16 protein-coding genes and 2 pseudogenes are annotated in these 22112 nt (G+C 39.1%); 12 read left to right on the forward strand and 6 right to left on the reverse strand.

Annotated elements, in window-relative coordinates; translation table 11 throughout:
* The first annotated feature begins 11 nt into the window (after positions 1–11).
* The 5 genes and pseudogenes from JCM15457_RS06610 to JCM15457_RS06635 all read left to right on the forward strand — a co-directional run bounded on the left by JCM15457_RS06610 (position 12) and on the right by JCM15457_RS06635 (position 7591).
* A complete protein-coding gene (locus JCM15457_RS06610; protein WP_081778211.1) occupies positions 12–2234 on the forward strand; it encodes an alpha-galactosidase in 2223 nt (740 codons plus the stop codon).
* A gap of 562 nt (positions 2235–2796) precedes the next feature.
* Positions 2797–3966, forward strand: coding sequence for a galactokinase (locus JCM15457_RS06620; protein ID WP_034988585.1), 1170 nt, complete (start codon positions 2797–2799; stop codon positions 3964–3966).
* A 54-nt stretch (positions 3967–4020) separates the two neighbouring features.
* Positions 4021–5025 carry a UDP-glucose 4-epimerase GalE gene (gene galE, locus JCM15457_RS06625; RefSeq protein WP_034988586.1) on the forward strand — a complete coding sequence of 335 codons (1005 nt, stop codon included), beginning with the start codon at positions 4021–4023 and terminating at the stop codon, positions 5023–5025.
* A pseudogene (locus JCM15457_RS06630) lies at positions 5025–6492 on the forward strand (UDP-glucose--hexose-1-phosphate uridylyltransferase). The gene galE and the pseudogene JCM15457_RS06630 overlap by 1 nt, the downstream one beginning before the upstream one ends.
* Positions 6493–6589: 97 nt before the next feature.
* Positions 6590–7591 carry a LacI family DNA-binding transcriptional regulator gene (locus tag JCM15457_RS06635; RefSeq protein ID WP_034988587.1) on the forward strand — a complete coding sequence of 334 codons (1002 nt, stop codon included), beginning with the start codon at positions 6590–6592 and terminating at the stop codon, positions 7589–7591.
* Between the two features lie 204 nt (positions 7592–7795).
* Here JCM15457_RS06635 and JCM15457_RS06640 read toward each other — a convergent pair whose 3' ends face one another.
* Positions 7796–9406 (reverse strand): APC family permease, encoded by a 1611-nt coding sequence (locus tag JCM15457_RS06640; protein WP_081778212.1) that lies wholly within the window; start codon positions 9404–9406, stop codon positions 7796–7798.
* A gap of 321 nt (positions 9407–9727) precedes the next feature.
* Between JCM15457_RS06640 and JCM15457_RS06645 the strand changes: the two genes are divergently transcribed.
* Positions 9728–10222, forward strand: coding sequence for an NUDIX domain-containing protein (locus tag JCM15457_RS06645; RefSeq protein ID WP_034988589.1), 495 nt, complete (start codon positions 9728–9730; stop codon positions 10220–10222).
* A gap of 207 nt (positions 10223–10429) precedes the next feature.
* Here JCM15457_RS06645 and JCM15457_RS06650 read toward each other — a convergent pair whose 3' ends face one another.
* Entirely contained in the window at positions 10430–11404 is a 975-nt protein-coding gene (locus JCM15457_RS06650) for an asparaginase (protein WP_034988590.1), read from the reverse strand.
* A gap of 269 nt (positions 11405–11673) precedes the next feature.
* Here JCM15457_RS06650 and JCM15457_RS06655 point away from each other — a divergent pair, with 269 nt between their 5' ends.
* The 6 genes and pseudogenes from JCM15457_RS06655 to JCM15457_RS06680 all read left to right on the forward strand — a co-directional run bounded on the left by JCM15457_RS06655 (position 11674) and on the right by JCM15457_RS06680 (position 17427).
* Positions 11674–12504 (forward strand): YitT family protein, encoded by an 831-nt coding sequence (locus JCM15457_RS06655; RefSeq protein ID WP_034988593.1) that lies wholly within the window; start codon positions 11674–11676, stop codon positions 12502–12504.
* Positions 12505–12924: 420 nt separating this feature from the next.
* Positions 12925–13745, forward strand: a pseudogene (locus tag JCM15457_RS12550) (MetQ/NlpA family ABC transporter substrate-binding protein).
* A 10-nt stretch (positions 13746–13755) separates the two neighbouring features.
* Positions 13756–14730, forward strand: coding sequence for a thiamine pyrophosphate-dependent dehydrogenase E1 component subunit alpha (locus tag JCM15457_RS06665; protein WP_034988594.1), 975 nt, complete (start codon positions 13756–13758; stop codon positions 14728–14730).
* Complete coding sequence (locus tag JCM15457_RS06670) at positions 14727–15707, forward strand: alpha-ketoacid dehydrogenase subunit beta (protein WP_034988595.1); 981 nt, start codon at positions 14727–14729, stop codon at positions 15705–15707. Before JCM15457_RS06665 ends, JCM15457_RS06670 begins: the two co-directional genes overlap by 4 nt.
* Before the next feature lie 20 nt (positions 15708–15727).
* The gene (locus JCM15457_RS06675) at positions 15728–16753 is read left to right on the forward strand and encodes a methionine ABC transporter ATP-binding protein (protein ID WP_034988597.1); all 1026 of its coding nucleotides are present in this window, start codon (positions 15728–15730) and stop codon (positions 16751–16753) included.
* Positions 16750–17427, forward strand: a complete 678-nt coding sequence (locus JCM15457_RS06680) for a methionine ABC transporter permease (RefSeq protein WP_034988599.1) — start codon at positions 16750–16752, stop codon at positions 17425–17427. The genes JCM15457_RS06675 and JCM15457_RS06680 overlap by 4 nt, the downstream gene beginning before the upstream one ends.
* A 244-nt stretch (positions 17428–17671) precedes the next feature.
* On the opposite strand, the gene JCM15457_RS06685 is transcribed toward JCM15457_RS06680, so the two are convergent.
* The 4 genes from JCM15457_RS06685 to JCM15457_RS06700 all read right to left on the reverse strand — a co-directional run bounded on the left by JCM15457_RS06685 (position 17672) and on the right by JCM15457_RS06700 (position 21644).
* Complete coding sequence (locus tag JCM15457_RS06685) at positions 17672–18457, reverse strand: sulfite exporter TauE/SafE family protein (protein WP_034988601.1); 786 nt, start codon at positions 18455–18457, stop codon at positions 17672–17674.
* A 223-nt stretch (positions 18458–18680) separates the two neighbouring features.
* On the reverse strand, positions 18681–19592 hold the full coding sequence (locus JCM15457_RS06690; protein ID WP_034988603.1) for a glycine betaine ABC transporter substrate-binding protein: 912 nt from the start codon (positions 19590–19592) through the stop codon (positions 18681–18683).
* 19 nt (positions 19593–19611) lie between these two features.
* The gene (locus JCM15457_RS06695) at positions 19612–20451 is read right to left on the reverse strand and encodes an ABC transporter permease (RefSeq protein WP_034988605.1); all 840 of its coding nucleotides are present in this window, start codon (positions 20449–20451) and stop codon (positions 19612–19614) included.
* Positions 20451–21644 (reverse strand): quaternary amine ABC transporter ATP-binding protein, encoded by a 1194-nt coding sequence (locus tag JCM15457_RS06700; RefSeq protein WP_034988606.1) that lies wholly within the window; start codon positions 21642–21644, stop codon positions 20451–20453. Before JCM15457_RS06700 ends, JCM15457_RS06695 begins: the two co-directional genes overlap by 1 nt.
* Between the last annotated feature and the right edge of the window lie 468 nt (positions 21645–22112).

The raw sequence follows: 22112 nt of genomic DNA on the forward strand, positions 1-22112 counted from the left end.
AGTGCTTGTTGATGGTACTTGAACAGACAATTACAACACAAAAATTGATTCACATTGACGAAGAACAACTGATCTTTCATTTGCAAAACAGCCAAATATCATATGTTTTAGGCGTGGAGACTGGAGGGGTGCTAGCACATCTTTATTTTGGGCCGCGCATTCAGCGCTATCATGGTGAACGTCACTATCCCCGGATCGATCGCGGATTTTCTGGCAATCTGCCAGGATCACTTGATAGAACTTATTCCAAGGATGATGTTCCACAAGAGTATTCTGGTAATAATACAGGCGACTATCGGTTACCGGCGGCGATAATCAGAGCAGCAAATGGAGCGCGGACGACCGACTTTCGGTATAAAGATTACCGGGTACACACTGCTAAGCCTGAGTTGAAAGGTTTGCCGCAAACATATGTTGAAAGTGACGACGAAGCGGATACGTTGACGATAATTATGGTTGATGAAACTTTGAATTTGCAATTAGAACTGGCATATACAATATATCGTGAGCGGTCGGTGGTCACACGCAGTGCCAAGCTAATCAATCTATCTGAAGAAACTGTCAATATCGAGAAGATCGCTTCGATGCAATTAGACTTACCGACGCGACCGTTAGAAGTTATTTCGTTGCCAGGTAGTTATGCACGTGAACGACAGATTAGCCGTCATGAAGTTCGCCGCGGTGTTACGCAGTTCGAAAGTCGGCGTGGTGGGAGTTCACATCATATGAATCCCTTCATAGCACTAGTTGAACCGCAGACAACTGAATTCAACGGTGAAGCGTTGGGTATCTTGCTGATTTATTCGGGAAATCATCAGTTGAGCGTTGAACGTGATTCAATTGGTCAAACTCGTGTCACCGCTGGAATCAACGAATACAACTTTGATTGGCAGCTTGAACCTCAGCAAGTTTTTCAAACGCCTGAAACTGCTATGGTTTATTCGACAACAGGACTTAACGGGATGTCACAGAGTTATCATAGCTTGTTGCGTGACCGAGTTGCTCGGGGAAAGCACCGGAATGCTGAACGACCGATTTTGATTAATAATTGGGAAGCAACCTATTTTGATTTTGATGAAGATAAACTGCAGGAGATTTTAGATGCAGCAGCCCCTCTAGGTGTAGAGATGTTTGTTCTTGATGATGGTTGGTTTGGACATCGTAATGATGATAATAGTTCATTAGGTGACTGGTTTGTTAACAAGAATAAATTGCCAGAAGGGTTAACTAAAATTGCACAGCAAACGCGTGCCAAAGAAATGAAATTCGGATTATGGTTTGAACCAGAAAATATCTCTGAAGATTCTGAGTTGTTTAAAGCACATCCCGAATGGGTTTTAGGCGTACCGCAACGTGGAAGGACCTTGTCGCGAAATCAATATGTTCTTGATTTCAGCCAACCAGATGTAGTTGAAAACCTGTTTCAACAGATGACAGCTATTCTTGATAAGGTTCCAGTGGATTACATCAAGTGGGACATGAATCGGAATCTGACAGAGGTCTACTCACCCTTAACTAAACCAGAGCATCAAGGAGAAATCAGTCACCGTTATATTTTAGGTGTTTATGAATTGATGGAACGCTTGCGAACACGCTATCCCCAAATATTATTTGAAGGCTGTTCAGGCGGTGGTGGCCGCTTTGATGCCGGACTATTGTATTATATGCCGCAGAGTTGGACCTCTGATAATAATGATCCTATTGAACGTTTGAAGATTCAGTATGGAACATCATTAGTCTACCCGATTTCAGCGGTTGCTGCTCATGTCGGTACAAGTCCAGATGAACTTCTGGGGCGTTCTACCAGTATGGATATGCGCAGTGCGGTTGCAATGAGCGGAGTTTTAGGGTACGAACTTGATGCCTCTAAGTTGAGCCTTGCTGATCGCAAGGCTGTTAAGACTCAGATTCAGTTTTACAAACAACACCGCCGGCTGATTCAGTACGGAACATTTTATCGATTGGAAAGTCCTTTTACTTCCAACACGGTTGCATGGTTATTTGTCAGCCCAGATAAAAGCGAGGCATTGCTCTACCGCTTCATTGTTCAGGGAGTTGTTCAGCCTGAACCGCACATTACAACATTAGCGGGATTAGATCCACAGTGCAATTATGTGGATGTTGATAGTCAGCTAGTATACGGCGGCGATGAGCTGATGAATGTCGGACTGTACACAACTCCTGTGCAAACGAATGACTTTACGGCTCAGATCAATTACTTTACGGCGCAGTAGTTGGGTATAGCACATAAGAATTGCGGTAAGTTTCTGAAAGAGGAAGATAATTTTCCAATAGTCATTAGATGTTGGATATTAATTGTGAATGTAATCGAAGTTTGAGTATAGGTAATTTATGATTAAGTATAAGAGCCGGACTATTGAAATACGTTTATACGGACTAAATAAAGAGCTAGGTTAAAATTTGACTTTTGACCTAGCTCTTTTCTGCGTTTAGTCAAGGGGAAACTGGGGGATGTTCAAACTGCACTACGGAACTTCTCCAAGGTATCCTGCATGTCATATCGCGGATAGCAAAGGCTTAAATTCAATGCGTGCAAAGGCCAAAAAGATATATTGTATATATATCTTTTTAGTTAAACATAAATTAAAAATGACAAATTTGGGAAAAAACGCCTTAAAATATGCAATTATTTAAATGCTTTTGCATATATCATCTTCTTAGTGTTAAACGCTATCATTATTAATTTAAAAGGATTATTAAGTGTTGACAAGAGCTGAGTTTTGAATTATATTCAAGTTGATAAAGTTTTACTAAAAACATTTGGGGGTTTTAACTATGAAAATAACGGACTTAAAACAAGAATTCTTAACAACTTTTGCTACGCAACCGGAGCATGTCTTCTTTTCACCTGGACGGATCAACCTAATCGGCGAACATACAGATTACAACGGAGGACATGTTTTCCCTTGTGCAATAAGCATTGGAACGTATGGAGTCTACGCTGCTCGAACGGATAGCACGGTTCGGATGTATTCTGCTAATATTCCGGACCAGGGTATCGTTGAATTTGATATTAACAACTTAACTTACGATAAGGCTGCAGGCTGGACAAATTATCCCAAGGGAATGCTCAATGAATTAACTAAAACAGGTGTTGAGTTTGATCATGGCTTTGATCTATATGTTAATGGTAATCTGCCGGATGGTGCAGGGCTATCGTCGTCAGCATCTATTGAGCTGTTGATGGGAATTGTAGCTAAGGTCGGTTTTGAACTGAATATCAGTCAATTAGATTTGGTTAAACTAGGTCAAAAGGTTGAGAATAACTATATTGGCGTTAATTCTGGAATCATGGACCAGTTTGCTATCGGAATGGGCAGAAAGGATCAAGCTATCCTGTTAGATACGAACACGATGGAGTATTCTTATGCACCGGTTAAATTGGGCAATAATGTGATCGTTATTATGAATACAAATAAACGGCGTGAACTGCAAGATTCAAAATACAATGAGCGACGCTCTGAATGTGAAGAGGCATTGAGACGTTTGCAGACTAAACTCGACATTAAATCGCTTGGTGATTTAACTGAAAGCAGTTTTGATGAGGCTGCATATTTGATCAACGATGAAACTTTGATCAAGCGTGCTCGACATGCTGTGTTTGAGAATCAACGGACTATTCGTGCTACTAAGGCCTTAGCTGACAATGATCTGAATTCATTTGGCAGCTTAGTTACGGCCTCCCACGTATCGCTTCATTTCGATTATGAGGTAACCGGCAAAGAACTCGATACTTTAGCCGAGACGGCATGGCAACAAGAAGGTGTTTTAGGAGCACGTATGACAGGCGCTGGTTTTGGTGGTTGCGCGATCGCAATTGTTAATAAACAGCATGTAGATGCTTTCAAGAAAAATGTCGGCAAAGCATATCGTGAAACTGTCGGTTACGATGCTGATTTCTACATTGCTGAAATTGCTGATGGGCCGCGTGAATTAAAGGCTTAGAATATTAAAAGTAAAAAGTAGTACTTGGAATGAGAATTGATTGGAGGAATTAGCATGGCAGTTTTGGTTTTAGGCGGGGCTGGTTATATCGGTTCCCATGCGGTTGATCGTTTGATTCAAAAAGGATACGATGTTGCGGTAGTTGATAATTTGGTAACTGGTCATCGGGCGGCTGTAAACAATAAAGCCCGTTTTTACGAAGGTGATATTCGAGATGCAGCATTTTTAAATTCAGTTTTTGAACAGGAAAAGGTTGAAGGTGTAATTCATTTCGCGGCATTTTCAATTGTGCCAGAGTCAATGAAAGATCCTTTGAAGTACTTCGATAATAATACAGCAGGGATGGTTAAGCTATTGGAGGCAATGGCAAGATACAATGTTAAAAAGATCGTATTTTCATCGACTGCAGCAACTTATGGTGAGCCTAAAGAGGTACCTATCCGAGAGACTGCTCCGCAGGTTCCAACCAATCCCTATGGTGAAAGTAAACTGGCTATGGAGAAGATCATGCACTGGTCAGATATCGCCTATGGAATCAAGTTTGTAGCTTTGCGTTATTTTAATGTGGCTGGGGCAAAGCCGGATGGCAGTATTGGTGAAGATCATCATCCGGAAACTCATCTAGTACCTATTATTTTACAAGTTGCTGCCGGGGAACGAGAACAGCTGCAGATTTTTGGTAATGATTATCCAACACCAGACGGAACCAATGTGCGAGATTACGTACATGTCATTGACTTAGCCGATGCTCATATATTGGCTCTCGAATATTTGAAACAGGGACATGAAAGTAATGCTTTCAATCTTGGTTCTTCGACAGGTTTTTCTAACAAACAAATACTTGATGCTGCGCGTTCTGTAACCGAGCGACCGATTCCAGCTGTTAATGCCCCTCGGCGAGCAGGTGATCCAAGTACACTAATTGCCGCAAGTGATAAGGCACGCAGCATCTTGGGCTGGAAGCCGCAATATGATGATGTTAAAGAAATTATTAAAACGGCTTGGAATTGGAAGAAAAATGCGCCGGCAGGTTATGATGATCGAGGGGGCAATGAATAATGGAAACAACTGTTGACCAATTTGCAGAAGCAGTCATTGCCTCACCGTCTCAATATTCTGGGATGGATCGAATCTATATCCATAATCGAATCCTTGCACTGGTTGGTGATGCTGAGCCCTTAGCCGCAACAGATGAGCGTTTAGTCAGTTTAGCAGATGCTTTGGTTCAAACTGCGATCAAAAATGAAAAGATTGGGGATACACAGTCAGAACGTGAGATCTTAAGCGATCAGTTAATGGATCTTGTGACGCCACTGCCATCGGTTTTGAATCAAGTTTTCTGGGATAAGTACCAAACAAGCCCTCAGGCGGCGACTGATTATTTTTTCGATTTGAGTAAATCCAATGACTATATCAAGACGCGTGCACTTGCTAAAAATGTTGTTTTTCCAGCAATGACAGCTTTCGGTGAATTAGAAATAACGATTAACTTGTCGAAACCAGAGAAGGATCCCAAAGCTATTGCGGCAGCACGCAATCAGCCCCAAAATGGATATCCATTGTGTCAATTATGTATGGAAAACGAGGGTTATCGCGGGCGCTAGGCTATCCATCACGCAGTAATCACCGCATTGTTCGACTGACTTTAGGCGGTGAGACTTGGGGCTTTCAGTATTCCCCTTATGCATACTTTAATGAACATTCGATTTTCTTAGATAAAATTCATCGTCCAATGGTAATCAACCGGCAAACTTTCGCTAATTTACTGGAAATCATTAAGCAGTTTCCACATTACTTCGTGGGCAGTAATGCGGATCTACCAATCGTTGGAGGATCTATGCTGTCGCACGATCATTATCAAGGTGGGCGCCATGAATTTCCAATGATGAAAGCACCAATTGTAAGGCAGGTTGATCTGGGTATTTCTGGGGTTGAAGCCGGAATAGTTAAGTGGCCGATGTCGACTATCCGTTTGACTGGCAGTGATACAAATGCGTTGATTGATGCAGCGGTGAGAATTCATGAAGTCTGGAAAAACTATTCAGATGAAAACGTTGATGTACGTGCTTATACTGCAGGCGAACGCATCATACAACAACACCAATTGCGTATAGGTTGGGAGATAAGTATGTTTTGGATATAGTTTTGCGAGATAATCAAACTTCAACCGAATTTCCAGACGGAATCTTTCATCCGCATCAAGATGTACAACATATCAAGAAGGAAAACATAGGTCTGATTGAGGTTATGGGTCGAGCTATTTTGCCAGCACGTTTAAAAAATGAACTGCAAGAGGTTGCAAAATATCTCTTAGGCTATCATAATCAAATTGTAGCAAGTCATAGAAAGTGGGCTGATGATTTGAAGGTCAAGTATGACTTTAATGACGAAAATGTTACTGAGATCATTGACCATGAAGTTGGCAAAGTCTTTGCGCGGGTACTCGCAGATGCGGGAGTTTTCAAGTGGGATGAAGCTGGAGCTGCGGCCTTTGATCAATTCTTAACAGTTGTTAAGGGAGATTAAATAATTTTTTACACCAAAAACTTACGGAATCCGGCAATTACTGGCGACATAAAGTATATTGCCGGGTTTTGCAGTCTATATGATAGGAGGCCACAGAATGGCGGCAACATTAAAAGATATTGCAAAAAAAGTTGGTGTTTCATTAGCAACGGTCTCACGTGTGTTGAACTATGATCAGTCTCTGTCAGTCAGCGATGAGACCAGAAAAAAGATTTTTGCTGTCGCTGATAGTTTACAATATTCTAAGAGTAAGCGGCGGACGACAGCCACTACTGCAAACAAAAAGTTAGCAATCGTGCAGTGGTATTCTGAATCGAAGGAACAAGATGATCTGTACTATATGTCAGTTCGGATGGGAATAGAGCGGCAAGGGCAGACACGAAAATTTGAAGTTACGCGTATTTTTCAAAATGATACTGGGCAACTAGATGCTGATGTTGATGCAGTGATTGCTATTGGTAAGTTTAGTCCAGCACAGGTACAAAAAATGTCAGCTTTGACGGATAAACTGGTGTTTGTAGATGATGATCAGTTTGCGGCTGGTTTTGACAGCGTCTTGACAGATTTTAAACTGGCTACTGAAAAAGTTGTTGCTTATTTCTGGAAGCTAGGAATTCATGATATTGGTATGATTCATGGAATAGAAACTTCAACTGATAAGGCGGTCGAAGTTATTGACCAACGTTATTTAAGTTTTAGGACAGCGATGGAGAAGCGGCATGCGTATGATCCAAAATTAGTTTTTCAGGGTGACTATACCAGTCAATCCGGCTATCTAATGATGAAAATGGCGATCGAAACTTTGGGGGAAAAGCTGCCACAAGCGTTCTTTATTTCCAATGATCCAATGGCAGCTGGAGCATTAAAAGCACTTCAAGAGGCAGCTATCAAGGTACCGGAGCAGGTCAAATTATTCAGTTTTAATAATACATCGTTAGCTACTTTTGTTTATCCTGAGTTGAGTTCAGTGAACGTCGAGACTGAATTGATGGGAAAGACAGCCGTTGATTTGATTGTCGATCGTTTGCAGACTGGGCGGAAAACACCTCAAAGAGTAGAATTAGGGACCATTTTAGTAGAACGAGGCACTACTAAGTGATTTTTTGAAATAGTTGTAATGAGTCGATGACACATATGTTTTTTTAATGCCGCAAAGTTAGAGACAATTGGCTTATACAACACGTTTATACGGAATAAAAAGAGGGACTGTGCCAAAATTTAACTTTTGACCCAGACCCAGAAGTAACATATTGAAAAAGTTCAGCGTTGCCGCAACTTTTTATTTTAATAAGTAAATTTGCAATTATTTTATTTTAGAGGGTTTAATTACTTTATCATTGACTCTCTTGGCTTGCTTGAAGTATTTCGTAAACAATCTACTTTCTGTACCCCAGTAGTAGAAACCAAGGGAGACGACTACTATTAGAATGAAGTCGTAAGGATATTTCAATAAATCAAGTCCATTGAATTCTTTACTTCCAATGTATGAAACACCAGTTAGAAATAAAAGATAAAAAATCATCCAGAGACTGCTGAAAAGCTGTTTTTTTGTTTTAGCCCAGTCATTTTTTAATTCGTAATAAAGATACATTGGCAAACCAAGCAAGATGATAAGGATGACCTCAAATGTTGTCGGCCACATAGCCCAATAAATAGCTAAAGAAGATAAAGTGAAAGCAAGTGGTGCCATGAATCTAAGACTATAATTTTTAACAGGTCGTGTGAAATTAGGCGCCATCTTTCGAAATGAAATAACAGTGACAGGACCAGTTAAGTATGCGATTAAGGTTGCTGTTGAGACGACACTTGCGAGTGTTCCCCATGATCGGAACACTGAAACCATCAGCATACTGATAATAGAGTTAGTCACGATAGCAATACGTGGGATACCGAATTTTTGATTGACCTTTCCCAAGATCTTAGGAAGATGCTTGTTATCAACCATGGCCGCAAGTGCACGACCTGTTGATGCTACAAATGATACACCAGTCCCAAAGGGAGAAACGAAAGCGTCCATATATAGTAAAACGGAAAGCCAGCGGATTCCCAGCAAGATAGCTAAATCAGCAAAAGGTGATTCGAAGTTGATGCCATTCCAGCCGTGTTCAGCAAGCATTTGCGGACTAATAGAAGTGATAAAAGTCGCTTGAAGAAGTATATAGATAACACTACTTATTAAAAGAGACAAGATAATGCCTCTTTTAATGTTTTTACGCGGCTTTTGAATCTCACTGCCTAAATTAATGACCGTTTGAAAGGCATTAAATGAGAAAATGATTCCCGAAACGGTCGTCGCTTTGAAAATAGCAGCTGAACCGTAAGGCATAAATGACGAAAGGCTATTACCAAAATTTCTTGGATAAAAACTGGATAAACCTAGCATGACGATTGTTAATAGTGGAATTCCAACTTTAAAGATGGAAATAAAACTAGTAAATTTTGTCAGTAGAGAGACTGACCAATAATTGAACAAGGTGAAAACGAGGATAAAAACAAAAACCATTAGTAATCCGGTCGTAGTGATGGTTCCGTGTTCCACAAAACTTGAGGTAAAATGTGCCCATTTCCAAGGCCAACTGCCCATGTATTGGACCGCAGCAACAGCCTCAATTGGAATAATAGTGACCAGCGATATCCAATTAGCCCATGAGGCGATGAACCCAAGCAAAGAGCCATGAGTGTATTGCGCATATTTACTCATCCCACCAGATTCTGGCAGCATTGTGCCCAACTCGATGTAATTATAAGCAATTACACCTATGACTGCAGCACCAACTATCCATGAAAGTATCGCTGCCGGGCCGGCGACTCTGGCTGCTTCCCAAGACCCAAATAACCAGCCAGACCCAATCAATGAACCTAAACCAAGCATTACAAGATTAAACAAACTTATTTTTTCTCGCTCTTTCTTAATAAATTACACACTCCTTAAAATTTAAGCAACACATATTTAAGGGTAACACAAATTAGACCATCCTGTAATTTTTCGCATGTGTTCTTTAAAAATTGATAAGATTTTTTAAGGTCCTTTGGAAAATAGCGATAATAAAAAATGAACTGAAAATATTTTAAATTAAGGTCGCTATTTGATATCAAGGAGAGAGCGGTGCATTATCAGATCGCTTTTTATTTTTTATGAATTTTTAAAGTAAGGTGGTAATAGACTGTGATTTTGATAGAATGTTAAACATGGTGCAGCGTGCTCTAAAAAATAATTAATAGGGAAAGAGAAAAGATGGATAAAAACTATATAGCGAGAATGAGAGAGAAAGTAGGACATGAAGGCATGATATTTGTCTCGGCTTACGGAGTATTGTGGAATGATACGCATGATGCAATTTTATTAGAAAAGCGCTGGGATTCAGATGTAGGCTGGGGGTTCCCTGGGGGATATTTGGAATATGGTGATTCGCCTATGCAGGCGGTCGTCCGCGAATTTAAGGAGGAAACAAATCTTGATGTAGAAGTAATTCGCGTTTTGGGAATATCTGCTAATGTTACTGAAAAGAATTCTTGGGGTGACGCTCAGGAAACTGTGGGTATTGGTTTTGAAGTTAAAAAAATTGGTGGATGCATGCAAAAAGATGGTACCGAAACCTTGGATTTGCAATTTGTTCCTGTCAGTCCAGAGCCAAAAATGTTTGTTCCACAAGCCCAAGATACAATGCACCGCATTTTAACGGAAAATGAATTGAGTGATAAACCATGGTTGCGTGAACCTGATGTTTAACTAAGAGTAGTTTCTAATAGAAGCGGAGGGAAAGACAAAAAATAGAGGTTTGCAGCAAAAATTTTATTTTGCCACAGGCCTCTGTTTTTTGTTTTGAAAATTGAATGAGAGCTTATACCGTTAGAACATAATCTTTTTAAAAATTAAATTTCTTAATAATTATTGCATCCGTCTTCAGAGCATAATAAACGCGACAAGTGATTAAAATTAAGAGACAGCGTTGCTTACAAAACGGCGCAGCTCAGTCCCCACTTTATTGTTACTGAGGGCTACTAAAAGTTTGATACGTGCTTTTTGACCGTTCAATCCTTGACACAGTATCAGTCCCATTTTTTCAAGTTGGATGCCGCCGCCAACATAGTCATAAATTTGTTGAGCAACACCATTATAGCAGCGTGATACTAAGACGATCGGAATGTGATGTTCAAGCAGCTGCTGGATAGCCGGCAATGTTTGTGGCGGAACATTGCCCGCACCAAGTCCTTCGATAACAAGTCCGCGAGTCTTTTCATTATCCAGAGCAGAAAAAAGATCACCATTCATTCCAGCGTAAGCCTTCAGAAGATATACACCCTCAACTACATGATCGATATCGCAGACTTCGGTTCGAATTAGTTCTTGAAAGTACTTGGCTTTGTGCTGCGTAACAATCCCAATTGGACCAAATGTTGGTGTTCGGAATGTGTCAACATTAGTAGTGTGGGTTTTTGTAACGAAACGAGCTGTATGAATTTCATCATTCATTGCCACCAAAACACCTTTTCCATAGGACTCAGGCGTAGCTGCAATGGAAATAGCATTTTGAAAGTTATACAGTCCATCTGAACCCACCTCGTTTGACGAGCGCATAGCTCCTGTTAAGACGACGGGAATCGTGTTGGGGAGAGTAAGATCAAGAAAGTAAGCTGTTTCCTCAAGGGTATCTGTTCCATGAGTAATAACAACACCATCAACCCCGTCGGCAATCGCCTTCATAATCCGCTGTTTGAGCTTGAACATTATCTGCGGTGTGATGTGGGGTGAAGGAAGATTGAAGAGATTATCAGTAATTAGATTGATTTGTCCCTTTAGAATTACCTGTTCTTTAGCAATAGGATTTTCATTATTAGGGACAACCTCACCTTTTTCATTTTGAGACATTGAGATAGTTCCACCTGTGTGGATTGCTAGAATTGTTTTCATTTTTTCTTTGACCTCCGAAAAAGTAAGATAATGCTATTATTTATGATAAACTGTGTGTTCTCTTTTGGAAAGAGAAAGCTGAAAGACTGATGAAACAAATCGAATAATGAAATTTATGTATTTGAATTAATAGTATTCAATTGTTTTTGGCAGTAATCATATATATACATAATTATCTAAACATGTCGAGCATGCTTGTGATATATTAGGAGGTACGAAGTTACTAAAGACAGGTGTACTGACATCTGTTTTGAAGGAGGGAATTAGTTATAACACGATACAGAGATTTATTTTATATTGCACTAGGTTCTTTGGTATATGCTATTGCTATTAATTATTTTTTAATTCCCACTATGCTGGGTGAAGGCGGAGTTACAGGGCTCACTACTATTGCTTATTACACGTTTAGAATTCCGACTTATTTGACAAATTTTGTTCTAAACGGACTGCTACTGTTAGTGGGACTCAAATTTTTGGATCGCAAGACGATTCTGCTATCCTTGTGGGCAGTGGTGTGGCTATCGATTTTTTTAAAAATCCCAGTATTTTATATTTATCATACAAATCAGACTATTATCCCAACTATTTTTGGTGGGGTACTGACGGGAATTGCTATGAGTTTGATACTTAATGCGGGCGGCTCAATTGCCGGTAGTACCGTTTTGGGCAGAATTTTTAATAAATACTTCGGTATGCCAGTAGGATCAGCAACCCTTTTTTTTGATCTAGCTGTTGCTATTCCTTCAATATTTATTATTGGATTTGAAAATATGCTTTTAACTGTGCTCGAACTATATATATCTGCAAAGATAACTAACTTATCATTGGCTAGGTTTGGAGCTAAACGAGTTTTACAAGTCATTTCCAACCAATATAATGATATTGCACAATCAATATCTGATAATTTGAAGCAAGGGGTAACAATGGTACAGGCATCTGGTTTTTACAGTAAAGCAGAGCGACCAATCATTTATTTTGTTTGCACACCTAAAGAAATGGCACATATTATTCCAGTGATAAAAGATACGGACCCCAAGGCCTTGATTATCACGGAAAGTGTCCGAAGTGTTCGGGCAACTGATTTATACCGCTTACTTTGATGCTCAGTAAAGAGTCACATTAGTTAACGATTATAAAAATTAATTTTAAATTAAAAATAATGTAAAAATTCACATTGACAAATAATTAAATTGAATTTAAACTGTTATCATGACAATTCGAATAGTACTTAGGACGTAGAAAAGAAGAGTAGATAGATGATTAGGTTTTGAAAGCGACCATTGATAGTGAAAGAATGGGACTGAAAGTGTATTGAAGATGAACTTGGAGTCCAATCTTCGGTGGATATTATTGCTGAAGATTCGGGAGGATACGATATAATCCCAAACATACGATTAAAGTGTGTTACAGAGGTCAGGTCAGCAATGATTTGATAAATTAGGGTGGTACCATGAGAAAATCATCCTGTACGTTTATTAAAACTGCAGGGATGATTTTTTTGTGTAGGAGGAGAATTGATAATGAGAAAGAAATTTTTGGTGTTCTTTAGTTTAGTGAGTATCGTGTTTTTGGCAGTTTCTCTTGGAGGATGTGGAAAAGCAAAAGGAAAAGATGCCGAGAAAAAAACTGTAAAGGTTGGAGTAGTAGGAGAAAATAATCAAGTTTGGAAACCTATAATTAAGAATTTTAAGAAAAAAGGCGTGACGATCAAACTTGTTAAATTCTCTGATTATATCAAACCTAATACTGCATTGGCAGATGGGGATATTGATTTAAATGCCTATCAGGGTTATGTGTTGATGGACGATTTCAATAAGAGTATGGCAAGGTTCTGTCAGCGATTGGAGAAACTACCTTGAATCCAATAGGACTTTATTCTAAAAAAGCAAATTCTGTGAAGGACATACCAGCTAATTCAGAGATAGCAATTCCCAATGACACTGTAAATGCAGCGAGAGCATTATTACTCTTACAATCGGCAAAGCTGATAAAGTTAAAAGACGGCAAAACACCCAGTCCTAGCGACATCACCAATAATCCAAAAAATTTTAAGATAAAAGAAGTTGAAGCATCGCAGACAGCTAGAGTGCTGCCAGATGTAGGTGCGAGTGTTATTAATGTGTTTATGGCGTTAGATGCAGGCTTTAACCCTACAAAACAATCTCTTTATAATGAACCAGTCAATGCAAAGTCAAAACCATACTATAATATTATAGTTTCTCGTAGTAAGGATAAAAATAATAAGTTGTATAAACAAATAGTTGCTGAATACCAAAGTGATACGTCTAAAAAAATTATAAAGAAACTATATAAGGGTGCGGTAATTCCATTGTGGAAATAAGGAGAAAAGCATGACATTAAACAAAGATAAACTCATCGACATCTATTATAATATGCTTCGAATTAGACGTTTTGAAGAAACTGTAAAGAAAAAACATGGTAAACAGATAATAGGCCCAGCGCATTTATATATAGGTGAGGAGGCAGTTGCCACTGGTGTGTGTTCAAACTTATTACGTGAAGATTTAGTAACAAGTACACATCGGGGACATGGACATACTCTTGCTAAAGGTGCAAATTTAAGAAAAGCATTTGCCGAACTTTATGGAAAAGAAACTGGATATTGCAAAGGCCGAGGGGGCTCAATGCATTTGGCTGCTTTTGATGTTGGAATGCTTGGGGCCAATGGTGTAGTTGGCGGAGGTTTCAATATTGCCACTGGAGCAGCACTTACACAACAAATACTAAACAAAAAAAATGTAGTAGTTTGTTTTTTTGGTGACGGTGCAAGTAACAGGGGGACTTTCCATGAAGCTGTAAATCTGGCAGCTCTTTGGAACTTGCCGGTTATCTACGTGTGTGAGAACAATGGATGGGCATCAACTACGAATTCGCTTGATTCAACTGCGGTGGTTAATATAGCAGATCGTGCAAGAGGATATGGGATTAAGGGTATTACGGTAGATGGAAATGATGTTTTTGCAGTATATAATGCTGCTCAAAAATTAATTAAGGCGGCTCGAAATGGAGATGGACCAGCTATATTAGAGGCCAAGACGTACAGAATTGAAGGCCATTTTTTAGGTGATCCGCAGAAATATCGAACTGCGAGTGAAGTGGAAGAGTGGAAACTAAACAATGATCCGATAGAGAGATTCCTTAAAGCAATTAGAGCAACTGGAGAAGTTTCTGAGCCAGAGATAGAGAACGTCAAGCGAAGAATTGAAGATGAGCTCGAAGATGCAGTTCAATTTGCTGAAAGGAGTATTGTTCCAACTCCAGAAGATGCATTAGAGGATGTTTATGCAAAGGAGGCTGCTAGATGACGAAGGTATTGAAAATATTCTCAGATGCCACTTTGGAAGCCATGGAAGAAGAAATGCAAAGAGATCCGAGCGTTTTTGTATATGGAGAAGACATAATAAAGCAAGGTGGAATTTGGGGACAGTTTAAAGGGCTTCACAATAAATTTGGAGATAGAGTCCGTGATACCCCGATATCAGAGACAGCATTAGTTGGAGCAGGGGTCGGTGCGGCTTTGGCAGGAGGACGTCCAGTTGTAGATCTGCATTATGCTGATTTTATTGGTATCACAATGGACGAGATACTTAATCAGATGGCAAAAGCTCATTATATGTTCGGTGGTCAAGGAAAAGTTCCGTTGGTCTTACGCGCGCCAGATGGAGTGTTTCCGCATGCGGCAGCACAACACTCGCAATCCTTGGAGACATGGTTTGTAAGTATTCCAGGTATCAAAGTGGTCATCCCCTCGACTCCGGAAAATGGTAAAGGGTTATTAAAGGCAGCAATCAGAAGCAATAACCCAGTTATATTTTTTGAAAACAAAAAGTTGTTTAGTGTTAAGGGACTAGTAAGAGACAGTGAAGTAATAACGCCCTTGGACAAAGCGGAGATTGTGCATAAAGGGGAAGCACTGACGATCGTTTCTTATGGATACTTTTTAGGCGAAGTTTTAAAAGCTGTTGAAATAGCTGAAAAAAAGCATTCTTCTAGGATAGAAGTGATTGATTTAAGGTCGATTAATCCGATAGATGAAGAAACGATTATTAAATCTGTCAAAAAAACCGGTAAACTTATAATTGCACATGAGGCTATAAAGATTGGCGGTGTTGGCAGTGAAGTAGCAGCAATCGTAGCTGAGAAGGCTTTCGATTATATTAAAAAACCAATAATTAGGGTAGGTGCAAAATTCTCACCTCTTCCTTTTAGTCCGCAACTTGAAGAAAGCGTGACAACAAGCAGTAAAGATGTTTTAGCGGCAATAGAGAAGCTGCTGGTTTAGACAAAGGGCAGGTGAAAAAGTTGTTAGGTTTAGAAAATATCAGCATAGAGTTTGATAAGAATCCGGTGGTCAAGAACATTTCACTGAAAATTGAGGATGGAGAGGTTTTCGGGATCGTTGGGTACAGCGGTGCGGGAAAGAGTACTTTGTTGAGAAGTTTGAATTTGTTATTAAAACCAACTAGCGGCAAGGTATTTTATAACCATGAAAATGTGACAAATTTAAAAGGTAGCAATTTAAAAAAATTTAGAAAACAATTTGGAATGATTTTCCAACATTTTAATTTAATGGAAACAAGGACTGTGTACAACAATGTGAGAATCGCTGTGGATAAGAAAAAGGGTGAAAAAGAAAAAGTTGTAAAACAGAGGATACGACAACTGCTTGAAACTGTCGGTTTAGAAAAACTGGCAAATAAATATCCACAAGAACTTTCAGGCGGGCAAAAGCAAAGAGTTGCGATCGCTAGAGCTTTGATAAACAAACCTAAAGTACTCTTATGTGATGAGCCCACCAGTGCACTAGATCCTTTAAACACCAATACATTATTGAAACTCTTAAAGAAAATCAACAGAGAATTAAAATTAACCATAGTAATTATAACGCACGAAATAGATGTAACTAAGGCGATATGCGACCGGGTATCATTTATTGATAATGGTGAATTACTAGCGCTAGGATCGCCTAGCGAAGTGTTTATTAATAATACTACAAGCAGCATTCAAAAGTTTATTTCTTTTAATGAAGTCCATGCACGAACGTTGCCTTATGTGAAAAATAAATTTGGAGTTCATGGAAAACAAATTTATCAGTTGATTATAGAAGATGAAAATGTCGTTCAACCGCTGATATCAAATATACAGGAACTATTTAGCATCAAAACAATCGTATTAGCTGGCGGCATAGACGTTTATGGGAGTTCAATTGTAAATAATATGTTTGTTATTTTTCAAGGTGACAGAACAGGCGTGAAAAAGACATTAGATTATTTATTAAAATTGAAAGTAAAGATAAAGCAACATGGTGAAGATGAGGTGCAAGAATGAGTATATTTAACACATTATTTCCAAATGTTGCAGCAATCAGTGACGAATTTATCCAGAGTACGCTCGAAACAGTCTACATGGTGTTCGTAACTGCTATATTTGCTTTTACTATTGGCCTTTTTTTGGGAATTGCATTGTTAGTGACTAAAAATGAAAAACTTTTATACAATAAGGTCGTTTATAACATCTTGGACAAAATAGTTAATTTAATTAGGTCAATCCCCTTTATTATTTTAATGGCATTGTTAGTTTCACTCACAAGATTTATCGTTCATACAACAATTGGAACCAACGCCGCAATTGTTCCAATTGTTATTGCGATTATCCCATTCTATGCGCGGCAAGTTGAAAATGTATTGCTGGATGTTGATATAAACTTAGTTGAAACAGCACAAGCAATGGGATGGGGAGTTTTCAAAATTGTATGGAGCGTTTATTTAAGAGAAGCACGAAAAGGAATTATAAGGATTACGGCTTTAACTACAATAAGTATTGTGTCGCTAAGTGCGATGGCAGGAGTAGTTGGTGGCGGTGGCCTAGGAAATCTGGCTATCAACTACGGATATAATAGATTCCAGAACGATGTAACCTTCCTAGCGACCTTAGTAATTTTATTAATAGTGTTATTGACCCAGTCTATCAGCACATTAATAACCAAGATATTAAAACATTAAAAAGGATTTTTATGGATCGCTAAAAGCTTGAATATTTAGATTTAGAAGAGGTTTACTGTTTTACGACGTTGAAGATTTATATTATAGTGTCTTTCCCGCTAAGAAACATAATAGGGTACGCTAAAGTGGAGGCTGCAATCAGGCGTTCACTTTTTTTATTCAGAGAAATTTAGCGTTCCAGTAGTGGCAGATTAGCAACGTAGTAAGCAGAGTTTAAATAGAGCATGTTACGTTACATCTTGCTTCAACTGAAAAAATAAGCTGTTACGAATAAGTAAATTGCTAATCCAAAAGCTGCTAAAGAAATGAGTGATCTTAGCAGATGGATGTTGACATGTCGGACGATAATTGGGCCTAAATAACCGCCTATGAGTAACCCGAATCCCAGCGGAGCAACGAAAAGCCAGTCAATATGAGAATTAAAAATGAAAATAAGCGTAGCAACTAGATTCCCCGCAAAGGCTATCGTATTCTTCATTGCATTTACAGTGGCAAAATCATGGTCTGTAATAACGGAAAGAATTGCAAGAAAGATCACGCCTCCAGCAGCACCAAAATAACCTGTGTAGGCGCCAACAACACATATGCCAATTAAGCTGAGTAGAGAAATCCACCACTTATTATGTTTTTTCACAGCAGCATTCTTTAGTTTGGAAGTAGCAACGGCATTTTTGCGTCCAGATGTAAATAAAAGTATTCCAGCAAAGAAAATGAAAAATGGAACAACTTTTTCAAACGAAGAAGCAGGAGCAATGAGTAGCAGCATACTTCCACCAATACTTCCAATCAGAGACAATAATGTGTAAACCAGCAGTTCTTTCCAGTGCCCCCGAAGCTCCTTTAGAGAAGAAAAAGTTGATCCGATTCCTGAAAAAATAAGTGCAGTCGTATTTGTGACATTGGCAATTACTGGTGGAAGTCCAACAAGCAAAAGCGCAGGATAAGAAACTAAAGAAGCTAAACCAGCAATAGAAGCTAGCAGCCCAGCCGCGATTCCAGCAATAACTAGAAAAATAAATGTTATTAACATAGATGTTTAAGTCACTCCTTTTTGAAAGGTTGTATTGAGGTTCTACATGTGAGACTTACTATATAAATTAAGTTTAAGCTAAGTATACATGAATAAATTATTTAACGTACGAAAAAGTAAGAAATACAAAAAATAAAACAAGGTTCCGAGAATCTTCGGAAACCTTGTTTTTTTAATAATATGATAATGGTGCCAGACCATTGTTTTTTAAACCTGTAAAAGCTTATTTATTGTACAGGTCTTCAATGGAGTTAATTTTTTTCATGTATTTAGGAACCGCTAAGCCGATGCGTGCACCTTTCAAATTGACGCGAATTTCATCATATTTTCCACTGTAGTTTTTGGCGTAGACAGCGTGGGTGGCAGGAAGTTCTGCAACCATACTTGCATCTGCTTTGTCAGTGGCTATTGCTGTCCACATTACCTGAACATCTAGTTGTTGGATAGTAACATCGTAACCTTTTTTGTCCAACAATTGTTTAACAACATTGGTCGTCGCAGTTTCATAGTCATAGGGTGTGTAAACTAGCTTTATTTTTTTCCCATGTCCTGCGGGAACATTCTTCAGATATTGTGCAACTCTTTGCGGGTGTGACTTAATGAAATCCTTAGCTGCCTTGGTTGGTTCGGTTCCATTATTTATTTTCAACATAACTGGTGAAGCTTCCCCAATAGTCCAACTAAACTGCTTAAGTAACTTGTACGCTCCAGGGTTATCTTTCTTTAATCCTAGGCGTGCGATAGTCCGCATTGTCTCGTTTTTTCCAAACACATTCTTGGGATCCTTCAAGAATTTAATGGGGTACTTGGCAAACATCCAATGTGGTTGATAGGCTGTTATTACGATTGGTTGATGATTTTTGATTGCTTTATCCAGCATGCTGGTCATTGCAGCAGTCGAACTGGGCATCAACTGCCAATTATGTTTCTTCAAATTGTAGATATCTAGTGCTTTTCTAGCCTTGTCCATTTCACCAGCAGAGGCATCAATACCTGTAATAGTGTAATTGATCTGGGGACCAACTTTTTCGTCTGAATTATAGGCTGGGAGCTTGCTGCCACAAGCAGTTAAGAGCAAAGTCAATCCCAGAAAAGCTGGTAGGGCGAATAAGCAGCGAATCAGTTTACGTTTCAAAGCTTCATCTCCTTTATCCTTAATGACGTTTGCTATTAAAGGCTTGGGTAATACGGTCTAAAATGATTGCTAGAATAACAACAGCGATCCCTGCAGTAAAACCAGCTCCAGCATCATTTCGCCCGACAGCAAAGTAAACTTGGGTACCAAGTCCGAGAGCTCCAATCATAGAAGCTATAACAACCATAGAAAGTGACAACATCAAACTTTGGTTGATGCCTGCCATCAAAGTTGATTTCGCTAAAGGCAGCTGCACTTTTAGCAATTTCTGCCAACTTGTAGCACCGTATGCATCAGCAGCTTCTATTAAGTCAGCTGGAACTTGTCTGATTCCCAGGTTTGTCATTCGAACAGTAGGCGGCATTGCAAAAATAACAGAGGCAAGTACTCCGGGGACCATGCCAATGCCGAAAAAGGCGACAGCAGGGATTAAGTAAACGAAAGCCGGCATAGTCTGCATAAGATCGAGAATGGGTTTTACAATCTGATCTGTAATGCGGCTTTTGGCCATTAAAATACCAAGTGGGACACCTAACACCACTGTTATCAGCCCCGAAGTTAAAACCAGTGTCAGCGTTTGTGTCATATCGCGCCAATAATCCAGATTCCAAATTAACAGTAAACCAAATAATTCAAAGATTAAAAGGCCCCATTTCTTTGAATCTCTCTTCGCCCAATACGTCAGTCCCAGAATCAGAATAATAAATAACCATTCAGGAAGTACATCGAAAACCGCCTGGAAGGCATTAATTATTGTTTGAAAAAAATTAGTAATACTGTTAAAGAATCCAGCAAAGTGACTCAGGCGATCAACTAAAGAATTGATCCAATCAGCAAGTGGTATTTTTTCGATTTGCATTAAGCAGTCACCTCATTTCCAGCAATTGCTGACAAGACGGATCCACGCAGAATAATCCCGAGTAAGTGTTGCTCATTATCCAAGACTGCAAACGGAATCGGTGTGTTTGAAATTTTGTCTATCAGATCCTGCACAGGTGTATCTGGAGTGGTTAACGGAACTTCAGTTTTTAAAATAGATTTTAAGTCTTTGCTGCCTTGACGAATAAGCGTTGCTACATCATCGGCGTCGGCGAATCCAACGAAACGATCATCATCATCAACAACATAGATCGAAGAGATGCTATTCTCTTGCATCCGTCGCAGAGCAACACGCGGACCGGATTTATTGATGTTGATCGTGGTTGCCTCGGTCATCACACTATTTACTGTCAAAACTTTAGTTCTGTCTACATCTTCAATGAAACGTTCAACGTATTCATTGGCAGGAGCTGTTAGTATTTCTTCTGGTTCCCCGATTTGAACGATGGAACCGTTGCGCATGATTAAAATACGATCACCAATTCTGAGGGATTCGTTTAAATCATGGCTAATGAAGATGATTGTTTTGTGCATTTTATTTTGAAGCTCTAGCAATTGATCCTGCATCGCCTTGCGGTTCAAGGGATCCAAGGCAGAAAATGCTTCATCCATCAGTAAAACTTCTGCATCACTCGCAAGGGCGCGGGCAAGTCCGACGCGCTGCTGCATTCCGCCTGAAAGCTGGTCTGGGTATTGATCGTCGTAACCATGTAGTCCGACCAATTCAAGTGCGTTATGGGCTTTTTTAGAACGAGTGTCCTGGCTATCCCCTTGAATTTCTAGCCCGAATGCGGCATTTTGCAAGATTGTTTTATGTGGAAAGAGTGCAAAATTTTGGAAGACCATTCCTAACTTTTTGCGGCGAACATTGCGTAAGCTCTTTTTATCTAAAGCTGTTAAATTTAGATCATCAATTAAAACTTCGCCTTCCGTCGGCTCGATCAAGCGATTGATCAACCTGATCAAGGTAGATTTACCACTGCCTGATAGTCCCATTATTACAAAAATTTCTCCAGCATTGATTGAAAAACTGGCTTTATTGACCCCAATGGTCGCCCCAGTTTTTTCCAAGATCTCTTCTTTGGAAACTCCTTGCGCCAAAAGATCCGTAGCTTTTGAAATTCGTTTTCCAAAAATTTTGGTTAAATTCCGAACTTCTACTTTTACAGTCATTTAATTCCTCCTAGAGATAAATAAACAAAAAAGCTATTTATAAAAATAGCAATCTTTATAATTATGTCAGAGAAACAAGAGCATAGTCAAATGATTCAAATTGGGAACTAATATGACATTAGTGGAAAGTGTGACATAAGTCGGGGAAATTTGAGTAATAACTCGAAATTATGAACATAGCGCGTACTTTGCTATGAGTAATTCGAAGTTAGACGGAGAATTTTGACTTATGGGACACGTTTATACGGAATAAAAGAGAGGCTGTGCCAAAAGCTAACTTTTGGCACAGCTCCAAACATCGTTTTTAACTACTATAAAAATGGGGGTTAAGTTAATTGAATGAAGGTAGCTGCAATGGTACTTGGAAGAGGTATTTTTGCAGTGAAATTATTAAAATAATATTTTTTGAATAAAGTTAAAAACTGATGGCTTTTAAGAAAATCTTATATGGATTAACGTGTTTAAATG

It is taken from the genome of Liquorilactobacillus sucicola DSM 21376 = JCM 15457, assembly GCF_000612445.1.
In the GTDB taxonomy this organism is placed as follows: Bacteria; Bacillota; Bacilli; order Lactobacillales; family Lactobacillaceae; genus Liquorilactobacillus; species Liquorilactobacillus sucicola.

Bases quoted from the DNA above. Each gene is read 5' to 3' on its own strand.
- JCM15457_RS06680 (WP_034988599.1), top strand. From the start codon at position 16,750: ATGAGTATATTTAACACATTATTTCCAAATGTTGCAGCAATCAGTGAC.
- galE (WP_034988586.1), top strand. From the start codon at position 4,021: ATGGCAGTTTTGGTTTTAGGCGGGGCTGGTTATATCGGTTCCCATGCG.
- JCM15457_RS06620 (WP_034988585.1), top strand. From the start codon at position 2,797: ATGAAAATAACGGACTTAAAACAAGAATTCTTAACAACTTTTGCTACG.
- JCM15457_RS06685 (WP_034988601.1), bottom strand. From the start codon at position 18,457: ATGTTAATAACATTTATTTTTCTAGTTATTGCTGGAATCGCGGCTGGG.
- JCM15457_RS06610 (WP_081778211.1), top strand. From the start codon at position 12: ATGGTACTTGAACAGACAATTACAACACAAAAATTGATTCACATTGAC.
- JCM15457_RS06635 (WP_034988587.1), top strand. From the start codon at position 6,590: ATGGCGGCAACATTAAAAGATATTGCAAAAAAAGTTGGTGTTTCATTA.
- JCM15457_RS06670 (WP_034988595.1), top strand. From the start codon at position 14,727: ATGACGAAGGTATTGAAAATATTCTCAGATGCCACTTTGGAAGCCATG.
- JCM15457_RS06650 (WP_034988590.1), bottom strand. From the start codon at position 11,404: ATGAAAACAATTCTAGCAATCCACACAGGTGGAACTATCTCAATGTCT.
- JCM15457_RS06665 (WP_034988594.1), top strand. From the start codon at position 13,756: ATGACATTAAACAAAGATAAACTCATCGACATCTATTATAATATGCTT.
- JCM15457_RS06695 (WP_034988605.1), bottom strand. From the start codon at position 20,451: ATGCAAATCGAAAAAATACCACTTGCTGATTGGATCAATTCTTTAGTT.
- JCM15457_RS06645 (WP_034988589.1), top strand. From the start codon at position 9,728: ATGGATAAAAACTATATAGCGAGAATGAGAGAGAAAGTAGGACATGAA.
- JCM15457_RS06700 (WP_034988606.1), bottom strand. From the start codon at position 21,644: ATGACTGTAAAAGTAGAAGTTCGGAATTTAACCAAAATTTTTGGAAAA.